This is a genomic window from Trinickia dinghuensis (assembly GCF_003367175.1).
Classification (GTDB): Bacteria; Pseudomonadota; Gammaproteobacteria; order Burkholderiales; family Burkholderiaceae; genus Trinickia; species Trinickia dinghuensis.
On the sequence record NZ_QRGA01000005.1, the window covers coordinates 303186 to 325195 of the forward strand.

The window sequence follows — 22010 nt, forward strand, 5'->3', positions numbered from 1 at the left end:
CCGTCGCGACACTTGGACGATAACGGTTGCTGCGCCGCCTCAGCCTGATCGAGATCAACGATCTTCCTCGTCCCGTCCGGCGTTTTGCGACCTCCTTTGGCCGCACTTTTCACGATGCCGTGAATTGCTCCGCGAGGCTACCGTGCAGTGCGTGGATGAAGCGCCGGAACGCCGTAAGGGAGCCGACGATGCTTTCATACTTTTCGCGGCCGATCTGACCGTCGAGCGTGACGAGCATGCCCGCTTCACGAGCGAGCTCGACGATTGCATCGAAGTTGACCGTGCCTTCGGAGAGAGCCATTTGTTCGGACGGCTTCGATGCGCCAACGGCTTGCGCGGTGCCGGCAGTGTAAGTAAACGTCGACATGGCAGTTCTCCTGTGTCAACCGCAGTTTGCGCTTCGGTGCTTACCGAAGCCTTAGGTAAAGCGTCGGCCGGCGCGAAGCCGGCGGATTTGCTGGGTCGATGAATGCAGTATTGGATACACGCGTCCCGATTCAAATCGGCCGGGGCTGAGCTTCGCGTAGGATCTCGTCGCCGCCTGTCGGCTCTTTCCTACAAGGCACGAAACGAATCGACGGCATCGTTCCCACTTTCTTGATCGACATCAATCGGATGCGGCGATGCACTTCTAATCTGCGTGCATTGGCAGCCCGCTCGGCGAGAGGTTCGTCATGGTCAGACGCGTCATAGGAGCAAGAAATGGATGACGAGAACGCGCACATCGTCTGGTTCGAGGACCTTCGCCGGACAGACGTGCCTCGGGTGGGCGGCAAAAATGCGTCATTGGGCGAAATGACCGCCAATCTGTCCAAGCAAGGGATAAACGTGCCGCCCGGTTTCGCGACCACGGCGGACGCGTATTGGCGCTTCGTCGACGCGAACGGACTGCAGCAGACGATTGCCGAAAACCTCGGCGAGCTCGCCGCGCACAAGGTGATGCTCGCCGAAGCGGGCGCAGCTATTCGCCGCGCCGTCTTGCGCGGCGAATGGCCGGCCGATATCGCCGAGGCGCTTTGCGGTGCATACCGCGCGCTGTGCCGGCGCTCGGCGCGCGAGGACGTGGATGTCGCGGTGCGCTCGAGCGCCACTGCCGAGGATCTTCCGGATGCGAGCTTCGCGGGGCAGCAGGAAACGTTTCTGAACGTGCGCGGCGAGCGCGCGCTGCTCGATGCATGCCGCCGCTGCTATGCGTCGCTCTTCACCGACCGCGCGATCAGCTATCGGCAGGACAAAGGCTTCGATCATCTACGAGTCGCACTGTCGATCGGCGTGCAGCGCATGGTGCGATCGGATCTCGGCGGCGCGGGCGTGGTGTTCTCGATCGATACCGAAACCGGATTCGACAAGGTCGTGCTCATCAATGCGGCGTGGGGCCTCGGCGAAAACGTGGTGCAAGGCGCGGTGGACCCGGACGAGTATGAAGTGTTCAAGCCGCTCCTGGACGATTCGTCGCTGAGCCCGATCATCGGCAAGACGCGCGGCGAAAAGGCTCGGAAGATGGTCTACGCGAGCACCGGTGATGCGTCCACACGTAACGTGCCGACGTCGAAGGCGGAACGCGCCGCGTTCGTGCTCGCCGACGACGAGATCCTGAGGCTCGCGCGCTGGGCCTGCACGATCGAAGCACACTACGCGCGGCCGATGGACATCGAGTGGGCGAAGGACGGCGCGAGCGGCGAGATGTTCGTCGTCCAGGCCCGTCCCGAGACGGTGCAGTCGCGCCGCGAAGCGGGCGCCGTGAAAACTTATCGGATCGGCAAGAAGGGCCGCAAGCTGCTTACGGGTGTGAGCGTCGGCGAAGCCGTGGCGACGGGCCCCGTATGCGTGCTCGAGAGCGCCCGGGACATCGGCCGCTTCGTCGACGGCGCGATCCTCGTGACGCAGACGACGGACCCCGATTGGGTGCCGATTATGCGGCGAGCAGCGGCCATCGTCACCGACCACGGGGGGCGCACCTCGCACGCGGCTATCGTGAGTCGGGAACTCGGCTTGCCGGCTATCGTCGGCACCGGCAACGCGACGCACTTGCTGCACGACCAGCAAGAGGTGACGGCATCGTGCGCGGAGGGAGGCGAAGGATTCGTGTACGAGGGAATGGCCGAATATGAAGTCGAGGAGATCGATTTCAGCCGGATTCCGTCCACGCGGACCCAGGTCATGCTGAATCTTGCCAACCCCTCGGCGGCGTTTCGCTGGTGGCGCATTCCGGCCGACGGCATCGGGCTTGCGCGCATGGAGTTCGTCGTGAGCAACCACATCAAGGTGCACCCGATGGCACTCGCGCGCTATGACGATTTGAAGGACGAGGAGGCGAGGCAGGCGATCGCGGCGTTGACGGCGGGCTATGCCGACAAGACCGAGTACTTTGTCGACCGGCTCGCGCGCGGACTGGCGCGCATCGCGGCGGTTTGCCATCCTCATCCGGCCATCGTGCGCATGAGCGACTTCAAGACGAACGAGTACGCGCATCTGATCGGCGGCGCGCAGTTCGAGCCGAAAGAGGAAAATCCGATGCTCGGTTTCCGAGGTGCCTCACGCTATTACTCGCCGCGCTATCGGGACGGTTTCGCACTCGAATGCCGTGCGATCGCTCGCTTGCGCAATGAAATGGGCTTCAAGAACGTGGTCGTGATGATTCCGTTTTGCCGCTCGACTAGGGAGGCCGACCGCGTCCTGGCGGTGATGGCCGACTACGGGCTCAAGCGCGGCGATGCGGGTTTGAAGGTCTACGTGATGTGCGAGATCCCGTCGAACGTGATTCTCGCGAAGGCGTTCGCCGAGCGCTTCGACGGCTTTTCGATCGGCAGTAATGATCTGACGCAATTGACGCTCGGCGTCGATCGCGATTCCGCCGAACTCGCGGAACTGTTCGACGAGCAGGACGAGGCGGTGAAATGGATGATCGGCAGCGTGATCGGAGAAGCGCATAAGGCGGGCGCCAAGGTCGGCCTGTGTGGACAGGCGCCGAGCGACCATCCGGAGTTCGCGCAATTTCTCGTGGAGCGCGGAATCGATTCGATGTCGGTGAGCCCCGACAGCTTCATCGCGGTGAAGCGGCAGGTGGCGGCCGCCGAGGAAGCGGCGGCACGCAAGGGCTGAATTCGATCTCGTTCCATTGACGCGGATCAGTGCTCGTGCGGTGCGGCTATCTATGCTCTCGACATAGATACGCGTGAGCGGCCGAAAACCGCATGTCCTCATGGAACATAGAAAAGACTACCTCGCCATCGTCATGGCCATGGGCTTCATGCTGCTGCTCGGCTTCGAGATGCTTGCGGGCCGAACGCAGTCGCAGGAAATCGCTTACAGCGATTTCCGCACGCTGCTGGTCGCGAAAGACGTCGGCGAGCTCGTAATTACGCCCTCGCAGATTTCGGGCAATGTGCACATGCCCGCCGCGGTCAGCCTGCTTCCCGCGTCCGATGCCGAGGCGATTCAGAACAATGGCGCGCCGTGGCATTTTTGGACGAATCGCGTCTCGGACGAACATTTGGCCGACGCTCTCGCGGCAGCGGGTGTCCGCTATAGCGGCGCATCCGACAGCAGTTGGGGCGGCGTGCTGTTGTCATGGGCGCTGCCGCTCGCGGGACTCGTCCTGATCTGGAGTTTCATGATGCGGGCCGGCAGCGGTGCGATGCGCGACTTTTCGGGCATCGGCAAGAGCCGCGCGCGCGTCTATGCACAGACGGACACAGGCGTAACGTTCGACGACATCGCCGGCATCGACGAGGCGAAGGCGGAGTTGCAGCAGATCGTCGAATTCCTGCGCCATGGCGAGCGCTATCGGCGGCTCGGCGGCAAGATCCCGAAGGGCGTGTTGATCGTCGGTGCGCCGGGCACGGGCAAGACGCTGCTCGCCAAGGCCGTCGCGGGCGAGGCCGGCGTGCCGTTCTTCACCATCAGCGGCTCCGCCTTCGTGGAGATGTTCGTCGGCGTCGGCGCGGCACGCGTGCGCGATTTGTTCGAGCAGGCGCAACAGAAGGCGCCGTGCATCGTCTTCATCGACGAGCTCGACGCGCTCGACGCGCTCGGAAAGGTGCGCGGCGCGAGCGTGCTGTCGGGCAACGATGAGCGCGAGCAGACGCTCAATCAGCTGCTCGTCGAGATGGACGGCTTCCGGCCGAACTCGGGCGTCATCATCTTGGCGGCCACCAATCGCCCGGAAATCCTCGATCCCGCGCTCTTGCGTCCCGGCCGCTTCGACCGGCACATCGCGATCGACCGCCCGGATCTGATCGGACGGCAGCAGATCCTCGCGGTGCACGTCAAGAACGTGAGGCTGGCCGCCGACGTCGATTTGGCCGAACTCGCGTCGCGCACGCCGGGCTTCGTCGGCGCCGATCTCGCGAACGTCGTGAACGAAGCGGCGCTGCACGCGGCTGAGCAGGATAAGCAGGCGATCGGGATGGCCGATTTCGACGAGGCGATCGATCGCGCGATGGCCGGCATGGAGCGCAAGAGCCGCGTCATGAACGAGCAAGAGAAGATCACGATCGCCTACCACGAAGCGGGGCATGCACTGGTGGCGCAAAGCCGCGCGCATTGCGACCCGGTCAAGAAGGTGTCGATCATTCCGCGCGGCGTGGCGGCGCTTGGCTACACGCAGCAGGTGCCGACCGAAGACCGTTACGTGCTGCGCGAAAGCGAGCTGCTCGACCGGCTCGACGCGCTGCTGGGCGGGCGGGTGGCGGAGGAAATCGTATTCGGCGACGTGTCGACCGGCGCGGCAAACGATCTGGACCGGGCCAGCGCGCTGGCGCGCCATATGGTGACGCGCTGCGGGATGAGCGAGCGGCTCGGTCTTGCCACTTTCGGCGATATGCAAGAGGCTGGCGGTTTCCCTGCGCCGCCCGGGCGCGAACGTTATGCCGAGGGCACCGCGGCGCTGATCGACGAGGAAGTGCGGCGGCTTCTGGGCGAGGCGCACGAGCGCGTCACGCGCACGCTGCGCGAGCGGCGCGAACCGCTCGCGCGCATCGCGAAGCGGCTGCTCGAGATTGAAGTCATCGATCACGAGACATTGTTGCAGCTGATCGACGGCGGGGCCGCGGCGGAACAGCAATGGCGTACCCAGACAGCCGTTGCGCCTCAGGCATGATCGAGAACCCCAGGCCCGAGGGCAAACTGCCTGACGTTGCCGGCCACGCGGCGGCGGATCGATCGGATTACTTGCTGATCGGCGGGGGCATGGCCTCGGCCTGCGCGGTCAACACACTGCGGATGGAAGCGCCGTCCGCGAGTATCAGGATGGTTTGCGCGGAACCCGTGCTCCCATATCATCGGCCGCCGCTGACTAAAGGCTTTCTCAGCGGAACCGCAGATGCGGGAAGGCTTGCCATCCACCCGGCTGGTTTTTATGAAGCGCAGGGCATCGACGTCCTCATCGGCGCCGAGGCGGTGCGTGTCGACACGGCGAACCATGTCGTGCATCTTGCCGACGGCAGGCTGCTCGGCTATCGGAAACTGCTGATCGCAACCGGTACGCGCGCGATCGTACCGGAGGTGGCGGGCGTCGGGGCGCCGGGCGTTTATTGTCTGCACGACCAGCAGCAGGCGGTGCGCATACGCGCCGCCGCTGCCCGGGCGAAGCGCGCCGTGGTGATGGGCGCGGGCTTCGTCGGCATCGAAAGCGCCGCGTCGTTGCGTGCGATGGGCATCGAGGTCACGCTGATCGAACGTGAGCCGCGCATCTTGTCGCAACTCCGGGCGCCGGTTTTGTCCGATTTTTTTGCGCGCCTATGCGTGGAGCACGGTGTCCAGACACGGACCGGCTGCAGCATCGCGCGTTTCGTCTCGGAGGGTAGCCTAATCGCCGTGGAGCTCGATGACGGTAGCATGATCCCGTGCGAACTGGCCATCGTCGCAATCGGCGTGCAGCCGAATTGCGAGTTTCTCGACGGAAGCGGGCTTGCCGTCGACGACGGCGTCGTGGTCGACGAGTGCCTTCGCGCGAGCGACCCCGACGTGTTTGCAGCGGGCGACGTGGCCAATTTTTTCGACCCGGTGTTCGGCCTGCGCCGCCGCATCGAACACGTGGACAACGCTCGGCAGCAGGGTCAGCTAGCCGCTCGCAACATGGCCGGGCAGCGCGTGCCATATCGCGATGTGTCGATGTTCTGGGGCGATGCCTTCGATCTGCCGTACAACTTCCTCGGCAAACCCGAGGATGGGTGCGACCTGGTCGAGCGCGGCACCTTGGAAGCACGCTCGTACTCGCTGCTGTATTTGAAGAACAACATCTTGCGCGCCATCTTCTCGCTGGGCCGCGACGCGGAAGAAACGGCCGCCGCCGGCGAACTGATCCGCCACCGGATCGGCCTGCATGCAGCGCGCTCGCGCCTGGCCGACAGCCGCTTCGACCTCGACAGCCTGCCCTCGCAGACCGCATTGATCTTGCAGGGCGGCGGCGCGCTCGGCTCGTTCGAATGGGGCGCCATCGAAGCCCTCGAAGAGGCGGGCGTGTGCCCAGACATTATTTCCGCCGTATCGATCGGCGCATTAAATGCGGCCATCGTGGCAAGCCATCCGGGTCACGCGGCGCGCGCCCTCGCAGGCTTCTGGCGCGACATCTCGATCGAGCTGCCCGCGATGTTCGACCCGTGCCTGCACGGTGCGCTCGTTTCCGCCTATTCGCTATGGTTTGGGGTGCCTCACTTCCTGCAGCCGAAGTGGTGGCGCGCCGGCGTCGGGCTTTCCGCGCTCCCCGCGTCGTGGACGAGCTGGTACGACACCGAGCCGGCGAAGGCACTCATCGGGCGCTACATCGATTTCGATGCGCTCGCGTCGAGCCCCGTCAGGCTGTTACTGGGGGCGGTCGACATCCTCACGGGCGAGCGCCGGACCTTCGACAGCTACGTCGATCGCCTGACGCCCGACCACCTGCTCGCGAGCGGAAGTCTGCCGCCCGGCATGCCGTGGACGACGATCGACGGGAGAGCCTACTGGGACGGCGGCATCGTCAGCAATTCGCCGCTGGATATGGTGATCGAACGGTGCGGGCGCGTGAGCGGCCGCGTCTTCATCGTCGATCTGTATTCGCAGGCGCGGCGCATGCCGTCGAACCTCGTCGAAGTCATGCTGCGCCGGGACGAGATCGTCTATACGGACCGCGTGCGCAACGATCTGCGCTTCGAGGAGTATGCGAGCGATTTCCGCGATCTCGTCAACGACATCGTGAGCAAGCTCGATTCGCAAGCTGCGCGGCGCGTGCGGCAAATGCCGCATTACATCCGGCTGATGGGAAATCGCACGCCGCTTCGCTTATCGAGGATCGCGCTCGAAGGGGCCGCGACCGCGGCGTTCGCGAGGGACTTCGATTTTTCGGCGGCTAACGTGAACGCGCTGCGGCAGCAGGGGCGGCTTGCCGCGCAGGGGGCATTGAAAGGCCAGGCGGACGGCGTCACGCCTGCGTAGCCGTCCCTTGCGACGCCAGTCAATGCAATGCGATCCACCGGCGTGTGCCGTATGAGTCTAGGGGCGGCCGAGTCGCGATCCGCTTGAAAACATGCCGGCGTGTCGTTTCGCGAGCGGAATCGGGAGAGTCCTGGGCAGTCCAGTCGCCCTTGCACCTGTAACCCTCGGCGATTGACTTTGCACTCGTCGCGTCGCGCCGTAAAGACTGTGAACGACGACGCCGGTTGCCGCATCGTGCGTGTCGGCGAGCGGTTCGTCGACGCTCGTGTCGATACCATGCTCAGGCGCAAATATGGAGGCCAAGGTAACGCCAGGCGCATGAGCGATGAGATCGATCGTACGAGTGCCGACGCTGTCGAAACCGCTTCGATTCGTCACGAGCCCGACGCGCATGCCGACGAGTGGTGCGAACCCGATCGCTTCGAGCGCGTCGATGCCGGTCCTGACCGGTCCGGTGGAGCGGGGCAAGCGCAATGCCTGCGCAATCGTTGGCGCGACCGATGGCAGGACTCGCGAGAGATCATCGGTCGATAACGGCGCAGCCTGACTGGATTGGTGCCCTGGAAATTGTGCAGGTGGCGGCGCAAATCCTTCAACGTGCTACCTCTGGTGATGGTCGTCAACGCGGATCAGACAGCACATCGCGATGAAGTGCTACGTCCATCGATGCTTGCAATGAAGGATTGACGCTCAGCGGCGCTGACGCGCGAACGGCAAGGAGAGAGGCCCCTCGTTGACTCAGGTCAACGCGATCAGCTTTGGCTGCATTACGCTGAGCATGAAAATGCTCGACGAGATTCGACGAATGGTGGCCGCCGTATGAACCTCGTGAGGAGAGGCACCGTATGCCACTTCATAACGCCGATATGGCAGCGATCTTTTCCGAGATCGCAGATCTTCTCGAAATTCAAGGGGCGAATCCGTTTCGCGTGCGCGCATATCGAAACGCAGCGCGCGCGGTGGGCGAGTTCGGCAAGAGCGTGTCGACGATGATCGAGCAGAACGAGGATTTAAAAGGCATTCGTGGTGTGGGCAATGACCTGGCCGAAAAACTGCGCGAAATCGCGGCGACAGGCAAGTGCGGGCTGCTCGAGCAGCTGCACCACGAAATGCCCGCCGCTATTACCGAGTTGCTGGAGATTCAGGGCCTTGGGCCGAAAAGGGTGCGTGCGATCCATGATGCGCTGCACGTTCGAACGCTCGAGCAACTGCACCGTGCGGCCAAAGAGGGCAAAATTCGTGACCTCCCCGGCTTCGGAGAGAAGACCGAAGCGCATATCATCGAGACAATCGAAGCGCATCTGCATAAATCGCGGCGCTTCAAGCTCGCCCTTGCCGAGCAATATGCGCAGCCGCTCATTGCTTGTCTGCGGAGGACGCCGGGCGTAGGCGAGGCGGTCGTGGCGGGCAGTTTCCGAAGACGGTGTTCAACCGTTGGCGATCTCGATCTTCTCGTCACGGCGCGCGATGCGGCTGCCGTAACGGAGCGTTTCGTGCGCTACGACGAGGTGGCCGAAGTGCTTTCGAGCGGCGAGACGCGTTCGAGTGTCGTGCTGAGAAGCGGCATTCAGGTCGATCTGCGTGTCGTCGCACCCGCGAGCTTCGGTGCCGCGCTCGTCTATTTAACGGGCTCGAAGGCGCATAACATTGCGATGCGCCGCATCGCGCAGCAGCGGGGCCTGAAAATCAACGAGTATGGCGTATTCCGTGGTGAGAAACGCATCGCCGGCGACACCGAAGCGTCTGTCTATGCGACGATCGATCTGCCCTGGATCCCACCCGAGTTGCGTGAAAACAGAGGGGAGCTGCGTGCAGCCGCCGCCCAACGGCTACCGACGCTCATCCAACTTGCGGATTTGAGCGGCGATCTTCACGCGCACACGAAAGCGAGCGACGGCCACGACGATTTGCTCGACATGGCGCTCGCCGCGCGCGAGAGGGGGCTTTCCTACCTCGCAATCACCGATCATTCCAGCCGCCTGGCCGTGACGCACGGTCTCGATGCCAAGCGCCTCGCGCAGCAGATCGATGAGATTGACCGGATCAACCGCACGCTGCAGGGCATTGTGCTGTTGAAAGGCATCGAAGTCGATATCCTCGAAGATGGACACCTCGATCTGCCGGACGCGATCCTGAAGCGCCTCGATGTCGTCGTCGGTGCGGTGCATAGCCATTTCAATCTGCCGCGCGAGCGCCAGACGGAGCGCGTATTGCGCGCGATGACTCACCCCTCGTTTTCGATCCTCGCGCATCCTACCGGCCGGCTGATCGGCGAGCGCGACCCGTATGACATCGATCTCGTGCGCGTCATTCGGAAAGCACGTGCGTGCGGTTGCCACCTCGAGCTCGACGCGCATCCCGACAGGCTCGATCTTGCCGATATCTATTGCCAGATGGCGAAAGCCGAAGGCGTGCTCATTTCGATCGATTCGGACGCGCACAGCCGGTTCGATTTCGACAATTTGCGCCGTGGTGTCGACGAGGCGCGGCGCGGTTGGCTGGAAAAGCATGATGTGCTCAATAGTCGATCCCTTGACCAATTGCGTCCACTTCTCGGGCGAACCGCAGTGGGGAAGGTGGCATCTGCCTGACTGTCCAGACTGCGCGTACAAGCTGGGCTAATATGCGGGCGCCCGCGCCGCAAGCGTTGTACTCGTCCGCGGGACGCTCCGACGTCGCGGTGCTGCTGCCGCGTAGCGGCGTTATCCTGCCGTGGCACGGAATTGCCGACGAAGCACGTGCGGCCGCGGCCCACCCGCTTCGGCCTGGTCAAACACCGCTTGCAGTACCGGATGCACCTTGTCGCGCCACGTCTCGCCGGTGAACAGTCCGTAGTGGTCGCATCCCTCGACGTCGCTGCAATGGCCATCGAGCGCGACGGACCTGATCGCGAACGGCGGCGCGCCGGCCGTCAGACCGAGCAGGGGCTCGAACAGATCGGCAAAGCACGACGACGCGGCATTGGGCAACGTCGTCGCCGGCCATGCGTCGCACGCGGACCGGGTCGCCGCACGCCACATGCGCAGCCATTGACGCTGCTGTTCGAAAAGGGGATACCACATGGCGAGCCTTCGGAACGCGTTGGGCAGAGGTGAATAACGATCACTTTCGCCGCGTTGGGCGAGTGCACGTTGACGGGCATCAACTTCGGTCGAGGAAATCAACGACGGTTGAGCTCCGCTCTGTCAGAGTATGAACGGCCGCACTGGCCACGTTGCGCTTGTCAACGTAGCGATCTAATCTGAAAAAATGGCCGACGGCATAACGAACTTTGCCGCGGCGACGGTTGACTGACACCGAATACCAGATATTTCTGAGCATATCCCGATGACGAATTCCGATCGATCCACCGACACCTTCTCGCTGAACCTGGCGGTGCGCGCCGCTGCTGGCGAGTTGAGGATCATCTCGATCTGGCAAGCGTTGGGTCGATATGGCGCCAAGGCGAAGCGGACGCGGGTTCACCGCGATGGCAAAAAACGGATCGACGAACTGATCGTTACGTTCGAGTCGATTGCTCCTGCGGAACTCAGCCCCATAGTCGCCCAGTTGAATGCAGAGCCATGGGTCGCAGGGGTGGTTACAACCTCGCCCCGCGAAGTCGACCGTCAAAGCCTGAAACTCTTGGCAAAGCCTGAGTTGACTTGAGTCAATTCGAAACGGACGATCCGGACGATCATGAATTCTCCGTTGACATGAAGGAGGACTGATGATGAGCGAGCCGACCAACAGGCAGGCCTCACGATCCATTCGTTACCTGTTGCGTTACCTCAGCTCATGAACGGTCACCCTGTCATCGAAACACGCCAGTTGGTGCGCCGCTTCGGCACGTTCACAGCCGTCGACGCATTGACGCTGTCGGTCGAGCCAGGTGAGATCTTCGGGCTGCTCGGCCGCAATGGCGCAGGCAAGTCGACGGTCATCAAGATGTTGACTACGCTGTTGCCCCCGACCTCGGGAAGCGCGACGGTGGGCGGCTACGATATCGTGCGCGAGCCGGCATCGGTTCGGCGCTGCATCGGGTACGTGCCCCAGGCACTGTCAGCGGACGGCGATCTAACCGGCTACGAGAACTTGCTCGTGTTCGCGAAGCTCTATGACATTGCGCGCGGCGAGCGGGCCGAACGCATCCGCGACTCGCTCGCCATCATGGGGCTGTCGGACTTCGCCGATAAGCTGGTCAAGACCTACTCGGGCGGGATGATCCGCCGCCTTGAAATCGCGCAATCGACGCTGCACCGTCCCCGCGTGCTGTTTCTCGACGAGCCGACGGTCGGCCTCGACCCCGTCGCGCGTGTCTCAGTGTGGGAGCAGGTGCGCCGGCTGCAATCGCAGTCCGGCAGCGCGATCCTGCTCACAACCCACTATCTGGAGGAAGCGGAGGAACTGTGCCGTCGCGTCGCGATTCTGTGCCGCGGGCGCGTCGCCGCGATGGGGACGCCGGCTGAGCTGAAAGCCGCTGTCGGCGCAGGTGCGACCTTCGAAGACGTATTCGAGCGTTTCACCGGTGCGGATACGATGTTGCCTGGAGCCTACGATGAGACCTCTCAGACTCGCCGAGCGGCGCACCGGCTCGGTTGAGCCGACGCCTTCGCGCATTGCTGCCTTCGCCGCTTTTGCACTGAAGACGCTAGCAATCGCCGACATGGAAGTGCGCAAGCTGCGACACGATCCGACGGAGCTTGCGACCCGCGCGATTCAGCCCGCGCTGTGGCTGCTGATCTTTGGACAGGTAATGAGCCGTGCGCATGCGATCGATTCGGCCGGGCTGCCATACCTCGACTTTTTGATGCCGGGAATTCTCGCGCAGAGCGTGCTGTTCATCGCAATCTTCAACGGCATTTCGATCATCTGGGAGCGCGACCTGGGCATCGTCCACAAGTTTCTCGCGAGCCCGACGCCGCGCGTGTCGCTCGTGCTCGGCAAGGCGCTCGGCGGCGGCGTGCGCGCGCTGATCCAGGCTGCCGTCGTGCTCGCGCTGTCCGCGGCGATTGGTGTGCACATGCGTGCCGATCCCTTGGCCCTTGCCGGACTCATCGTGTTCGTGGTGCTGGGGGCGGCCGTATTCTCGAGCTTTTCGCTGATCATTGCGTGCCTCGTGAAAACGCGCGAGCGTTTCATGGGCGTCGGCCAGCTCTTGACGATGCCGCTCTTTTTCGCCAGCAATGCGATCTATCCGACCTCGCTGATGCCGCGCGCGCTTCAGACGATTTCCCATATGAATCCGCTGACCTATCAGGTCGATGCGCTGCGGGTGCTGCTCTTGCCGGGTTTCGCGCAGACGGCGCACCTCGGGCTCGGGCTCGACTGCGCCGTATTGATCTGCTCGCTCGCCACCGTGGTGGCGATCAGCGCGCGCCTTTATCCGAACATCGCGCGGTGAGCGCGGTGCGCAAGCTGCACGCAGCGATCAAAGCACGACCGGCGAGCTCGGCAGCTCCTCGTGCGGCGGACGACGAGCGGGGTAGTGTTGACGCAGAAGTTTCGTCACTTGTTCGATACCTCGAATGACGCCGGCCTGGTATTGGCCGTGCCGGAAATTTGCTTCGATGTTTCGGCAGATGGCTTCCCATTCTTCGCCGGCGACTTTCGCGTGAATGCCGCGATCCGCAACGATCTCCACGGCCCGGTCGGCGAGAAGCACGTAGACGAGTACGCCGTTGTTGTGCTCCGTATCCCAGATCCGAAGCTGGGAGAAAACATCGATCGCGCGCTCGCGGGCCGACAGGCCCCTGAACAGCGCGGAGTTGTGCAGGGCGCCCTCCACGGCAAACCGGACCTGGCCGATATGCGCCTGATGGCTCTCGCGCACCGCCTTTTCGATCGCGGCAAGCGAACGTTGAGGGAATGCCGCGTTGACACGCCAACGGGTCATGAACAGGTGCCGCAGGAGTCGTTTCGGGTCCATGGCTACCACCTGCCTGAAGCGCCGCCGCCGCCGAATCCGCCCCCACCGCCGCGAAAGATGTCGCGGTTCGAACGCCCGCCTAGTGCGCCGCCGCCGAGGTAGGTGCCCATTCCACCACCCACCAGCGTGAAGAACAGCGCGATAGCGCCCGCTGCGATGGCGATGAAGATCGCGCCGGACAACAGCCACGCCAGAAAGCCGACCAGACCGCCCGTCACGGCGGCGCCGGGCAGCCTGCCGAACATCGCGCGCAGCAGCCCGCCTGCCACGACGGTCAGCAAGAACAGCACCGGCAGCAAGGCCCCCAAGCCGCCGGAATCGCGTGGCCGTTCAGGCGGTGCGGGCAGGGGCTCGCCGCTCACGACTCGCATGATGCTTTCGATACCCGCCGAGAGGCCTCCATAGAAGTCTTGCTGACGGAAGCGCGGCACGATCGTCTCGCCGATGATGCGATTGCTCATCGCGTCGGTGAGCACGCCCTCGAGGCCATATCCGACCTCGATACGCAGCGCGTGATCGTTCTTTGCCACGATCAGGAGCACGCCGTCGTCGACGTTCTTGCGACCTAGCTTCCACTGCTCGACCACACGTATCGAGTATTGCTCGATGGTCTCGGGCTCGGTGGTCGGAACCAGGAGAATCGCGATCTGAGCCCCTTTCTTCGCCTCGAAGTCCTTCAATGTCTGCTCGAGCGTGGCCTTTTGCTCATCTGAGAGCGTGCCGGTTTCGTCCGTCACCCTTGCGGTCAAGGTCGGCACCGGCTGGTCGGCTTGGACGCCGAATCCGGCCCCGACTCCGACAACGCCGACAAATGCGACGATGATTGCGAGCACCGCGTGCACAGACTTCAATTGGAAGCTCCGCTTGCCGGCGCCGGCGTTGTGCCGAAATCGACCCGCGGCGGCTTCGAAATTTCCGCCTCGTTTGCGACTGAGAAGTTGGGTTTCTCTTGATACCCGAACATCTTCGCCGTCAGATTGTTCGGAAACGAACGCACGGTCGTGTTGTACGCCTGCACCGACCTGATGTACCGGTTCCGCGCAACTGCAATGCGGTTCTCGGTGCCTTCGAGCTGCGACTGCAGGTCTCTGAAATTCGCATCGGACTTCAGTTGTGGGTAATTCTCGGACACCACGAGAAGGCGGGACAACGATGAGGTCAGCTGCCCCTGCGCTGCCTCGAATTTGGCGAATGCCTGTGGGTTCGACAGGAGTTCCGGCGTCGCCTGAATCGAACCCACCTGAGCGCGAGCTTGTGTGACGCTCGTGAGCACGTCTTTTTCCTGGTTCGCGTATCCCTTGACCGTGTTGACGAGGTTCGGCACAAGGTCGGCGCGGCGCTGATACTGGTTCAGCACCTCCGACCAGCTTGCCTGGACCTGCTCATCTTCGGTTTGAATGGCGTTGTAGCCGCATCCGGACAAGCCGAGCGCGATCAACAGCAACAATAAGCAGCAAAGCGCTCGTGCTTTCATTTTTTGTCCGCGAACAAGAGTGATTGGGGCGCGGTCCATGCTTGACAGATAACCTACGCGCGGCACGGGGAGCGCCGTTGATGCATGTCAAAGGCTCGCGACTCCGACCGGCGTCGCTGACGTGTGGCAAACCATTGACCTCCGTCAAAGTCCAGACGGGCTGCGGCAATACGCTTGACTTATGTCTTCCGCAAGCGAGGAGATCAAAATGCAAACCCACCACGCTTTTCATCCCGAGTTGCGGCACGCTACCGTTCCGACCTACGTGGTTAGCTACCTGTTTCCGGTGTTGATCGTGATCTACGAGATCTATCGCGTCGGATATTGGATTTCCCAATTTGGGATGAACTTCGCCGAGTTCAATCAGACCGGCTACGAGTATGTGCTCATGCTTGCCGTATTCGCCGTGCAGGTTGTCGTCGGCGTGCTTTTTATCGCTATCGTATTGCCGACGCGTCATCCGGACCTCGAGCATCGATTGACGAATATCGCGCTGGGCTTGTTCTGTTCGGCTGTCGTGCTGGGCTACGATTACTTTGCGCTTCAAGGGGCGCTCTGACTTCGAGGGGATCGGTGCAATGCACCGTGATCCGCATGAGTGTCGCCGTAGTTGAAGTTCGCGCGTCCTAACGCTTGTCGGCTCAGTGCGACATCAGCACCGGTACGGTCATCGATCCAAGCAACGTTCGCGTGACGCCGCCGAGTACCCATTCATGCAATCGAGCATGTCCGTATCCCCCCGTCACGACGAGGTCGGCATTCATCTCGGCCGCGTGCGACAGCAGACGTTCGGCGATCGATGCATCCACCACCGTGGGGGTAATCATGCGCTCATCGAATGACATGCCACGCAGCCGTTCCACGACGCATTGGGGCTTGACGCCTTGCGCTTGCAAGTAGCATTCGAGTTCATCCAGCGAGTGAGTGCGTCGCTCGTCATACACCCATTGGCACACCTGAACGGTGCCGCGGGCGCGTTGCAGCAGCGGTAGCGCGTCGTGCAGCGCACGAGCGCTTTCGCGTGTGTCCGACCATCCAATGAGCACACGCTTGACCTCGTGCGCCACGGATGCGGGCGGTACGAGGACTATCGGGCACGACGCGGCCACGACCAGCATGGAAGCCTGCCTGTGCGACAAGTCCCCGGGACTATCGCTGGGTTGCGGGACCACCATCACGTCGCAATAACGCGACGCCGAAGCGAGCGCATCGGGGATGTCGGCCCGAGCGTCGATCCAGACCGGCTTGGCCGACAGCCCGACGCTGCGAAGTCGCTCGACTAGCCCCCGATCGCGCAGAGCATCGTTCGCCATCACGCTCAACAAGGCGTCTTGCGAAGAGCGGATTACGTTAGTCCAGGAAAGAATGCTCGCCGACTCTTGCTCGTTGCCTATATAGGCCAGCACGCTGCGATAGCTGTTCATCCGGAGCCTCCTGATATCACGGTTTGGTAAAACTAGGCTAGGACGAACCGGGGTATCGCAGACTGACGAGCGTCAAACCATGTTGTAGCCACACGAGCCACACGCACCGGTTCATCGAGCGAAATCGAAACGCGACGCATCGAGCCGTGCAACGCTCAACGGTCAGTGCGGCATGCATTGACGGTCCTTGATGGAAGTCAAGGCGAGCCGCGACGAACGTGAGTGCAATGAGCACATCAAGGGGATGCGATCGTGCAAGGCGCGATTTATTGCTCGCAGGGCACCTGTGGGCGAAGCGTGGCCGACGTACGTATGCGTCATTCATAAGATATAAACCCTATTCATGGTCGCGGCTCCTGTCAACGGACGCTTGCAATCAGGACGTGAAGGAGACGACGGTGCCGTGGAATTCGCATCACTACCCAGAGTCAATGGGCAACCTGGATCCCGCTGTGAGGGAGAAGGCGATCGAGATTGCCAATGCGCTGCTGAGACGCGGTTTGCCGGAAGCAAGAGCGATCCGTATCGCGATTGTGTCCGCGAAGCGCTGGGCGGAAGCAATCGGGTCCCGCATCGATCTCGGTTGACCGTCGCGCGATCAAGACGCGTGACGCTTCCGCTCACGCGTGAGTGCGTTGCTCCGCGATTTGTTGAACGCGGCCGATTCGCGATATGTCGACCATGATCGACGCAAGATAGGCCATCACGTCGTCGAGCGCGAGGACACCTGAGAGCCGCCCGTCTTCGTTGACGACCGGAAGGCGCCGGACGCCCGAGCGCCGCATCTCCTCCAACGCGACGCTGACATCGTCTTTCTCGGAGACGACGATCAGACTGCGGGACATGATTTGTCCCGCCGTTACCGATTCCGGGTTCAGCTTGGGTGCCATGACCGAGATCGCAAGGTCGCGATCGGTGACGATTCCGATCGGCACAGGTTGGTCTTTCCGATATTCGATGACGATCAGGTCACCGACATGGCTGTGCAACATCCGGGCCGCGAGATTGGCTGCGCTTTCGTCGATAGTGCAGGTCTCTACCGGCCGTGTGACGATGGCTTTTACGTGCATGATGGAATCCCTCGAAAATGCTTCGAACTGGTTGAGCGATGGTGTCTTCAAAGCGGTCGACAGATCAAAATGGAAACCGCTGCGGCATTACCCGCGGTGCGATTCGAGAGGCGGCGAAGCACAAGTGCCGGTCACAGTCGGAGGCGCGAAGCCGGAAGGCGCGCACAGGCGTTCCCATGCCAGTCTCGCTTCTTGCTCCGCCTTCGCGATTTTTCTGTTCAGAGCGGCACGAATCTCGGCGCTTTGGGCTTCGGGAGGTTCCAACAAGCGTCTCGCGAGCACGGCTTCTTCCATGAGGCAGCGGAATAGCGCCGCAAGCTTGTCTTCGCGCGATCGAGCTTGCGCTTCGAGCAGGCAGCGCGCCGAAAACGCATGTCCGGCACGGCATCTGAAGCGCAGCATCCGCTCATCACTCAGTGTGAACAGCGCGCTCTGGCAATCCGGACAGGTGAGACCGCTCGGAACGCTCAGCTTTTCGAATTGCAACCAGTCGGAAACGTCGAACGTGCCTTCCGAGATGCGGGTTTCGAATTGAGCGAGTTCATCGTGAGCGTCCGACTCAGGAGGCGCCCAGTCGTCGTTGGCTAGGTTCACGAGAATGTCTCCCATTTCCGCAACCTTGCAGCAATGATCGATGCAAACGCGGGCTGCCGCACTCCTTGGCATGGATGGGGCAATGGCTTCCGAGGGATCCTGGACCATTGCGATGCCGCCGCGATCCTTAACGGCCATTAAGCCGGCCGTGCCGTCATCGAGATCGCCGGTCAATACCACGCCGACGACCGCGGGACCGTAAGCAACGGCGGCAGACCGAAACAGCGGATCGATCGCGGGACGGAAGTAATTCTCGCGGGGGCCGTTCGAGAGCCGGATATGGCCTCGCTGGACAAGCATGTGGCGGTCCGGCGGCGCCACGTAGATTCGCCCTCTTTGGAAAATCTCGGTGTCTTCGGGATGTGCAACCGGCAAGCGGCTACCGCGGCCCAAGGCCTGAGCAAGCGTACCCAGGCTTCCGGCTCCCAGGTGCTGAGTCACGAACACAGGCGCCGGGAAATCGGCAGGCAGCAGTTCGATCAGTCGCGAGAGCGTCTCGACCCCGCCATGCGAGGCGCCTATGACGATGACTCGGCCCTTCATGATATCTCCTACGGTTAATTGCAATCTGATGATCGTCCCGTGGCGAGTGGGCATCGTTGACCTGCGTCAATCGGATAGGGCAGCGTAAGTCTGCGCAATTCGCATCTGCGATGCTTACTTCACGAACGGGTTCGCGAACAGCAGCAGCAATGCAACGACGAGGCAATAGATCGCCATCGTCTCGATCATCGCCAGACCGACGAACAGCGTGCGCGACAGCGTGCCGGCGCTATCGGGCTGCCGCGCGATAGCGTCCATGGCAGCGGCTACCGCGCGCCCCTCAGCCAGAGCGGGACCGATCGCGCCGAACGAGACAGCGATCGCTGCGGCGGCAAGACTGACCATTTCAATCAGGTTCATGGGCTTTCCCGGTGAGTGGGCTGGATCGGTGCGCTCGGCTCCGCGATGGCGGCACCGATGAACACCATGGCGAGCACCGCAAAAATGTAGGCTTGCACGGCGCCCGTCAACAGCTCGAGCGCCATCAGCGGAACCGGCACCAGCAGGCCCGCGATGGACAGCACGATGCCGACGACAAACACGCCGCTCATCACATTGCCGAAGAGTCGCACCACCAGCGAAAACGTGCGCGTCAGTTGTTCGACGACATTGAGCGGGATCATGAGCCATGAAGGTTGTGCGAACGTAGCGAGGTAGCCGCGCAGGCCCCGCGTTCGGATACCGTAATACAGCGTTGCGGCGAGCACGAGCAAAGCGAGCGCCGCGTCGGTTTCAAGCTTGGATGTCGGCGGCTCGACGCCAGGCACGAGCGACGACCAGTTCGCAGTCAATATGAAGAGGAAGAGGGTGCCGAGCGGCGCGCGGTATGGCGCGGGTTCGGTCTGCATCGTCGCGCGGATCTGTGCGTCGATCGTTTCGATCAGTAGTTCGAGCAGCGCCTGCGGCTTCGAGGGCTGCAGCGCGAGACGGCGTGTCGCGATCGCGGCCCCCGCCGCGAGCAGCGCCATCAGTGCCCAGGTCGTGAGCACCGCGCCGGTGATCGAGAGCGGGCCCACGTGCCATAGCGGCACCGAGACAAGCGGCGAGCGAGTCATGGCAGCGTCCCCAGTACGCGCCGAATCGACCACGTGCGAGCGACGACGATGCCGGCGCACGAGGCAAGGAGCGTTGTTGCGCCGATGCGTGCAAGCACCACGAGCATCAGAGCCGCGAGAGCGAGCCGCAGCAGCTGTGCCGCGAGTGCGGCGAGCACGTGTCCGCGCGCGAACAGACACCCGTTCCAATACAGCGTCGCGGATAGCGCCGAGCCGATTCCGAGACCAGCTCCGAGTCCGATGAGGATGGCGGCGAGAGGGAGGTTAGTCATGCGTGCTCCGTTGCTGGCCGTGCATCCATTTCCATGCGAACCAGAGACCGCACGCGGCGCCCACCATCAGCAGCGCCGCGCTGAAGAGCACGCGCGTTCCGAAGAACCGGTCGAGCACGCGGCCCGTGAGCACCCCGGCCAGCGCCGACATCGCGATGGTCCAGCCTAGTACGCCAATTTGGCCCAGCCGCCGTCCGAGCGAGGGCTCCGGGTCCTCGCCGGCCCGCTTCGCATCGGCCGCGGCCCGACGCGCGGCGTGCGCCATATGATTGGGTTTCGCTTTCTCGTCCGACGCGTTAGTCGTCATCGTGTCACCTCTGGTGCGGCCGGGTCGTATCCGGCTTCGGATGGGGGGCTCGAGCTGAGATAGCGAACGATCTGCCGCACCGTGCGCGCATGTAGCCGCACGGCGTCCACGTGTGCACGCCGCGTCGCGTCGAGACGCGCGGCGCGGGTCGCGTAGACCGTCTCCTCGAGCCGCGCCAGGTCGTCGCCGCGAACCGCATCACGGCAGGCGATGTCGATGCGCGTGCCCAGAGACACGGTCAGCACGCCGCCGTCTACCGCGCAGAATCCGGGTGTGCCATCGGCTGCAGTCCAACGAACGACGGTCGGCGTCAACAGCGCAACGAGGTCCGCATGACCCTGCCTGACGCCGAACGAGCCGCTTTCGTCCTCCGCGCGCAACGATAGGATCGGCAAGGCGTCGACCGGTACGTTCGTCGGCGTTGCGATGCACAGCGTCAAGCAAACGTGTCTCATTGCGCCACCTTCTCGCGAGCGCTTGCTGCGCTGGCGCCTTCCTTGACACGTGCGTCGTCGAGCGTGCCGACCATATAAAGCGAGCTTTCTCGCCAGTCGTCACACTCGCCCGAAACAATGGCGTTGCAGCCGGCGAGCGTATCTTCGATGGCGACGGAAGCGCCTCGCACTCCTGAAAATGCTTCCGTCACCGCGAACGGCTGTGTGAGAAACCGCTCGAGCCGCCGGGCACGTTGTACGAGCAGGCGATCGTTCGCACTCAGCTCGTCAATGCCGAGCAGGGCGATGACATCTTGCAGTTCGCGATGATGTTCGATGAGCCTGCGCACCTCCGTTGCGACGCGCGCATGGTTTTCACCTACGACCAATGGGTCGAGCAGCACCGATGACGACGCGATCGGATCGATGGCGGGATACATGCCCTCGGCCGCCATCGAGCGCGAGAGCACCACCATGCTGTCCATATGCGCGGCGATGGCAGTCACCGCGGGGTCGGTGAAATCGTCCGCGGGGACATAGACTGCCTCGATCGCGGTGACCGACGCGTCTCCGACCGAAACGATCCGCTCTTGCAACGCTGCGACTTCGCTTGCCAGCGTCGGCTGGTAGCCCACGCGCGACGGCATGCGTCCGAGCGATCCCGAGACTTCCGCGCCCGCCTGGACGAAGCGGAACACGTTGTCCATCAGCAGCAGCACGTTACGGTTCTGATCATCGCGAAAGTGCTCGGCGATCGTCAGTGCCGTCAGCGGGACGCGCCATCGCGCACCGGGCGGCTCGTTCATCTGACCATAAACGAGCACTGCGTGGCTGAGTACTCCCGATGCCTGCATATCGGACAGCATCTCCTGACCCTCGCGCGAGCGCTCGCCGACGCCGGCGAACACGGAGATGCCTTTATAGCGTTCCGCCATTGCATGGATGAGTTCCATGACTAGCACGGTCTTGCCGACTCCCGCCCCGCCGAACATGGCGGCCTTTCCACCGTGAGCGATAGGCGTCAATAGATCGATCGCTTTGATACCTGTCGAGAGAATCGCGGTACCAGCCTGACCCACCGCAAGCGCGGGCGGTGTCCGATGAATCGGACGCCGGGCGGTATCGGCCGGCAATGCTTCGCCGCCGTCGCACGCTGCGCCCGTCACGTCGACTAGCCGCCCGAGCACCGCAGCGCCAACGGGCACCGTGAGCGGGACGCCGAGCCGTTTCACCACGACGCCGCGTGCCAAGCCCGATGTCGCTCGCAAGGCGACGGCCCGCACCGCATGTTCGCCTAGATGCGCTTGCACTTCGGCGATGATCGGTGCGCTGGCCTCGCATTCGATCTCGACGGCGTCGTCGATCGGGGGCAACGGTGCGCGGCGGAACTCGATATCGACAACTGCGCCGCGCACGGCTATTACGTGCCCCTCGGTCTGATCGACCGATTGTGCCTTGCCGTCGTTCACGTCCTTCCTCCCGCTGGCGCCGCGATACATCCACGATAGGAGGT

General features: G+C 63.0%; 24 protein-coding genes and 1 pseudogene. 10 read left to right on the forward strand and 15 right to left on the reverse strand.

What is annotated here, in order from left to right:
• Positions 1-109: 109 nt before the first annotated feature.
• Positions 110-367, reverse strand: coding sequence for a hypothetical protein (locus DWV00_RS09690; protein WP_425452744.1), 258 nt, complete (start codon positions 365-367; stop codon positions 110-112).
• Between the two features lie 335 nt (positions 368-702).
• On the opposite strand from DWV00_RS09690, the gene ppsA reads away from it, so the two are divergent.
• The 3 genes from ppsA to DWV00_RS09705 all read left to right on the forward strand — a co-directional run bounded on the left by ppsA (position 703) and on the right by DWV00_RS09705 (position 7416).
• Positions 703-3102 (forward strand): phosphoenolpyruvate synthase, encoded by a 2400-nt coding sequence (ppsA, locus tag DWV00_RS09695; RefSeq protein ID WP_115533344.1) that lies wholly within the window; start codon positions 703-705, stop codon positions 3100-3102.
• 100 nt (positions 3103-3202) lie between these two features.
• On the forward strand, positions 3203-5101 hold the full coding sequence (gene ftsH / locus DWV00_RS09700; protein ID WP_115533345.1) for an ATP-dependent zinc metalloprotease FtsH: 1899 nt from the start codon (positions 3203-3205) through the stop codon (positions 5099-5101).
• Positions 5102-5190: 89 nt separating this feature from the next.
• Complete coding sequence (locus DWV00_RS09705; RefSeq protein WP_245964807.1) at positions 5191-7416, forward strand: FAD-dependent oxidoreductase; 2226 nt, start codon at positions 5191-5193, stop codon at positions 7414-7416.
• A gap of 57 nt (positions 7417-7473) precedes the next feature.
• Here the strand turns inward: DWV00_RS09705 and DWV00_RS09710 are convergent, their stop codons facing one another.
• Positions 7474-7809, reverse strand: a complete 336-nt coding sequence (locus DWV00_RS09710; protein ID WP_245964808.1) for an exo-beta-N-acetylmuramidase NamZ domain-containing protein — start codon at positions 7807-7809, stop codon at positions 7474-7476.
• On the opposite strand from DWV00_RS09710, the gene DWV00_RS34525 reads away from it, so the two are divergent.
• Both DWV00_RS34525 and polX read left to right on the forward strand, forming a co-directional pair.
• Positions 7735-7950 (forward strand): hypothetical protein, encoded by a 216-nt coding sequence (locus tag DWV00_RS34525; RefSeq protein WP_245964810.1) that lies wholly within the window; start codon positions 7735-7737, stop codon positions 7948-7950. The two genes, DWV00_RS09710 and DWV00_RS34525, sit on opposite strands and share 75 nt — an antisense overlap.
• A gap of 311 nt (positions 7951-8261) precedes the next feature.
• Positions 8262-10007 carry a DNA polymerase/3'-5' exonuclease PolX gene (gene polX / locus DWV00_RS09715; RefSeq protein ID WP_115533348.1) on the forward strand — a complete coding sequence of 582 codons (1746 nt, stop codon included), beginning with the start codon at positions 8262-8264 and terminating at the stop codon, positions 10005-10007.
• 300 nt (positions 10008-10307) lie between these two features.
• Here the strand turns inward: polX and DWV00_RS33980 are convergent.
• A pseudogene (locus DWV00_RS33980) lies at positions 10308-10478 on the reverse strand (polyhydroxyalkanoate depolymerase); the annotation flags it as partial.
• 265 nt (positions 10479-10743) lie between these two features.
• Between DWV00_RS33980 and DWV00_RS09725 the strand changes: the two are divergent.
• From DWV00_RS09725 to DWV00_RS09735, 3 genes are all read left to right on the forward strand, one after another.
• Entirely contained in the window at positions 10744-11064 is a 321-nt protein-coding gene (locus DWV00_RS09725; RefSeq protein WP_115533349.1) for a hypothetical protein, read from the forward strand.
• A gap of 129 nt (positions 11065-11193) precedes the next feature.
• Positions 11194-11997: an ATP-binding cassette domain-containing protein gene (locus tag DWV00_RS09730; protein ID WP_115533350.1), complete on the forward strand. Its 804-nt coding sequence runs from the start codon at positions 11194-11196 to the stop codon at positions 11995-11997.
• Positions 11954-12799 carry an ABC transporter permease gene (locus DWV00_RS09735; RefSeq protein WP_115533351.1) on the forward strand — a complete coding sequence of 282 codons (846 nt, stop codon included), beginning with the start codon at positions 11954-11956 and terminating at the stop codon, positions 12797-12799. The genes DWV00_RS09730 and DWV00_RS09735 overlap by 44 nt, the downstream gene beginning before the upstream one ends.
• 27 nt (positions 12800-12826) lie before the next feature.
• On the opposite strand, the gene DWV00_RS09740 is transcribed toward DWV00_RS09735, so the two are convergent.
• The 3 genes from DWV00_RS09740 to DWV00_RS09750 are packed head-to-tail and all read right to left on the reverse strand — an operon-like array spanning position 12827 to position 14798.
• Entirely contained in the window at positions 12827-13324 is a 498-nt protein-coding gene (locus tag DWV00_RS09740) for a TPM domain-containing protein (protein ID WP_115533352.1), read from the reverse strand.
• 2 nt (positions 13325-13326) lie between these two features.
• The gene (locus DWV00_RS09745; protein WP_115533353.1) at positions 13327-14175 is read right to left on the reverse strand and encodes a TPM domain-containing protein; all 849 of its coding nucleotides are present in this window, start codon (positions 14173-14175) and stop codon (positions 13327-13329) included.
• Entirely contained in the window at positions 14172-14798 is a 627-nt protein-coding gene (locus tag DWV00_RS09750) for a LemA family protein (RefSeq protein ID WP_115533354.1), read from the reverse strand. The genes DWV00_RS09745 and DWV00_RS09750 overlap by 4 nt, the downstream gene beginning before the upstream one ends.
• Before the next feature lie 208 nt (positions 14799-15006).
• On the opposite strand from DWV00_RS09750, the gene DWV00_RS09755 reads away from it, so the two are divergent.
• Positions 15007-15357, forward strand: a complete 351-nt coding sequence (locus DWV00_RS09755; RefSeq protein WP_115533405.1) for a hypothetical protein — start codon at positions 15007-15009, stop codon at positions 15355-15357.
• Between the two features lie 82 nt (positions 15358-15439).
• On the opposite strand, the gene DWV00_RS09760 is transcribed toward DWV00_RS09755, so the two are convergent.
• Positions 15440-16222 carry a universal stress protein gene (locus DWV00_RS09760; protein ID WP_115533355.1) on the reverse strand — a complete coding sequence of 261 codons (783 nt, stop codon included), beginning with the start codon at positions 16220-16222 and terminating at the stop codon, positions 15440-15442.
• A gap of 383 nt (positions 16223-16605) precedes the next feature.
• On the opposite strand from DWV00_RS09760, the gene DWV00_RS09765 reads away from it, so the two are divergent.
• The gene (locus DWV00_RS09765; protein ID WP_245964801.1) at positions 16606-16809 is read left to right on the forward strand and encodes a DUF2188 domain-containing protein; all 204 of its coding nucleotides are present in this window, start codon (positions 16606-16608) and stop codon (positions 16807-16809) included.
• A gap of 33 nt (positions 16810-16842) precedes the next feature.
• On the opposite strand, the gene DWV00_RS09770 is transcribed toward DWV00_RS09765, so the two are convergent.
• The 8 genes from DWV00_RS09770 to atpD all read right to left on the reverse strand — a co-directional run bounded on the left by DWV00_RS09770 (position 16843) and on the right by atpD (position 21996).
• The gene (locus tag DWV00_RS09770; RefSeq protein ID WP_115533356.1) at positions 16843-17292 is read right to left on the reverse strand and encodes a CBS domain-containing protein; all 450 of its coding nucleotides are present in this window, start codon (positions 17290-17292) and stop codon (positions 16843-16845) included.
• 87 nt (positions 17293-17379) lie between these two features.
• Complete coding sequence (locus DWV00_RS09775) at positions 17380-18429, reverse strand: chemotaxis protein CheB (protein WP_115533357.1); 1050 nt, start codon at positions 18427-18429, stop codon at positions 17380-17382.
• Between the two features lie 114 nt (positions 18430-18543).
• Entirely contained in the window at positions 18544-18789 is a 246-nt protein-coding gene (locus DWV00_RS09780) for a F0F1 ATP synthase subunit C (RefSeq protein WP_115533358.1), read from the reverse strand.
• Positions 18786-19484, reverse strand: coding sequence for a F0F1 ATP synthase subunit A (locus tag DWV00_RS09785; protein WP_115533359.1), 699 nt, complete (start codon positions 19482-19484; stop codon positions 18786-18788). Before DWV00_RS09785 ends, DWV00_RS09780 begins: the two co-directional genes overlap by 4 nt.
• Positions 19481-19756, reverse strand: coding sequence for an N-ATPase subunit AtpR (locus tag DWV00_RS09790; RefSeq protein WP_115533360.1), 276 nt, complete (start codon positions 19754-19756; stop codon positions 19481-19483). Before DWV00_RS09790 ends, DWV00_RS09785 begins: the two co-directional genes overlap by 4 nt.
• Positions 19749-20063, reverse strand: a complete 315-nt coding sequence (locus DWV00_RS09795) for an AtpZ/AtpI family protein (protein WP_115533361.1) — start codon at positions 20061-20063, stop codon at positions 19749-19751. The genes DWV00_RS09790 and DWV00_RS09795 overlap by 8 nt, the downstream gene beginning before the upstream one ends.
• Positions 20060-20518 (reverse strand): F0F1 ATP synthase subunit epsilon, encoded by a 459-nt coding sequence (locus DWV00_RS09800; protein ID WP_115533362.1) that lies wholly within the window; start codon positions 20516-20518, stop codon positions 20060-20062. The genes DWV00_RS09795 and DWV00_RS09800 overlap by 4 nt, the downstream gene beginning before the upstream one ends.
• On the reverse strand, positions 20515-21996 hold the full coding sequence (gene atpD / locus DWV00_RS09805) for a F0F1 ATP synthase subunit beta (protein WP_115533363.1): 1482 nt from the start codon (positions 21994-21996) through the stop codon (positions 20515-20517). Before atpD ends, DWV00_RS09800 begins: the two co-directional genes overlap by 4 nt.
• Between the last annotated feature and the right edge of the window lie 14 nt (positions 21997-22010).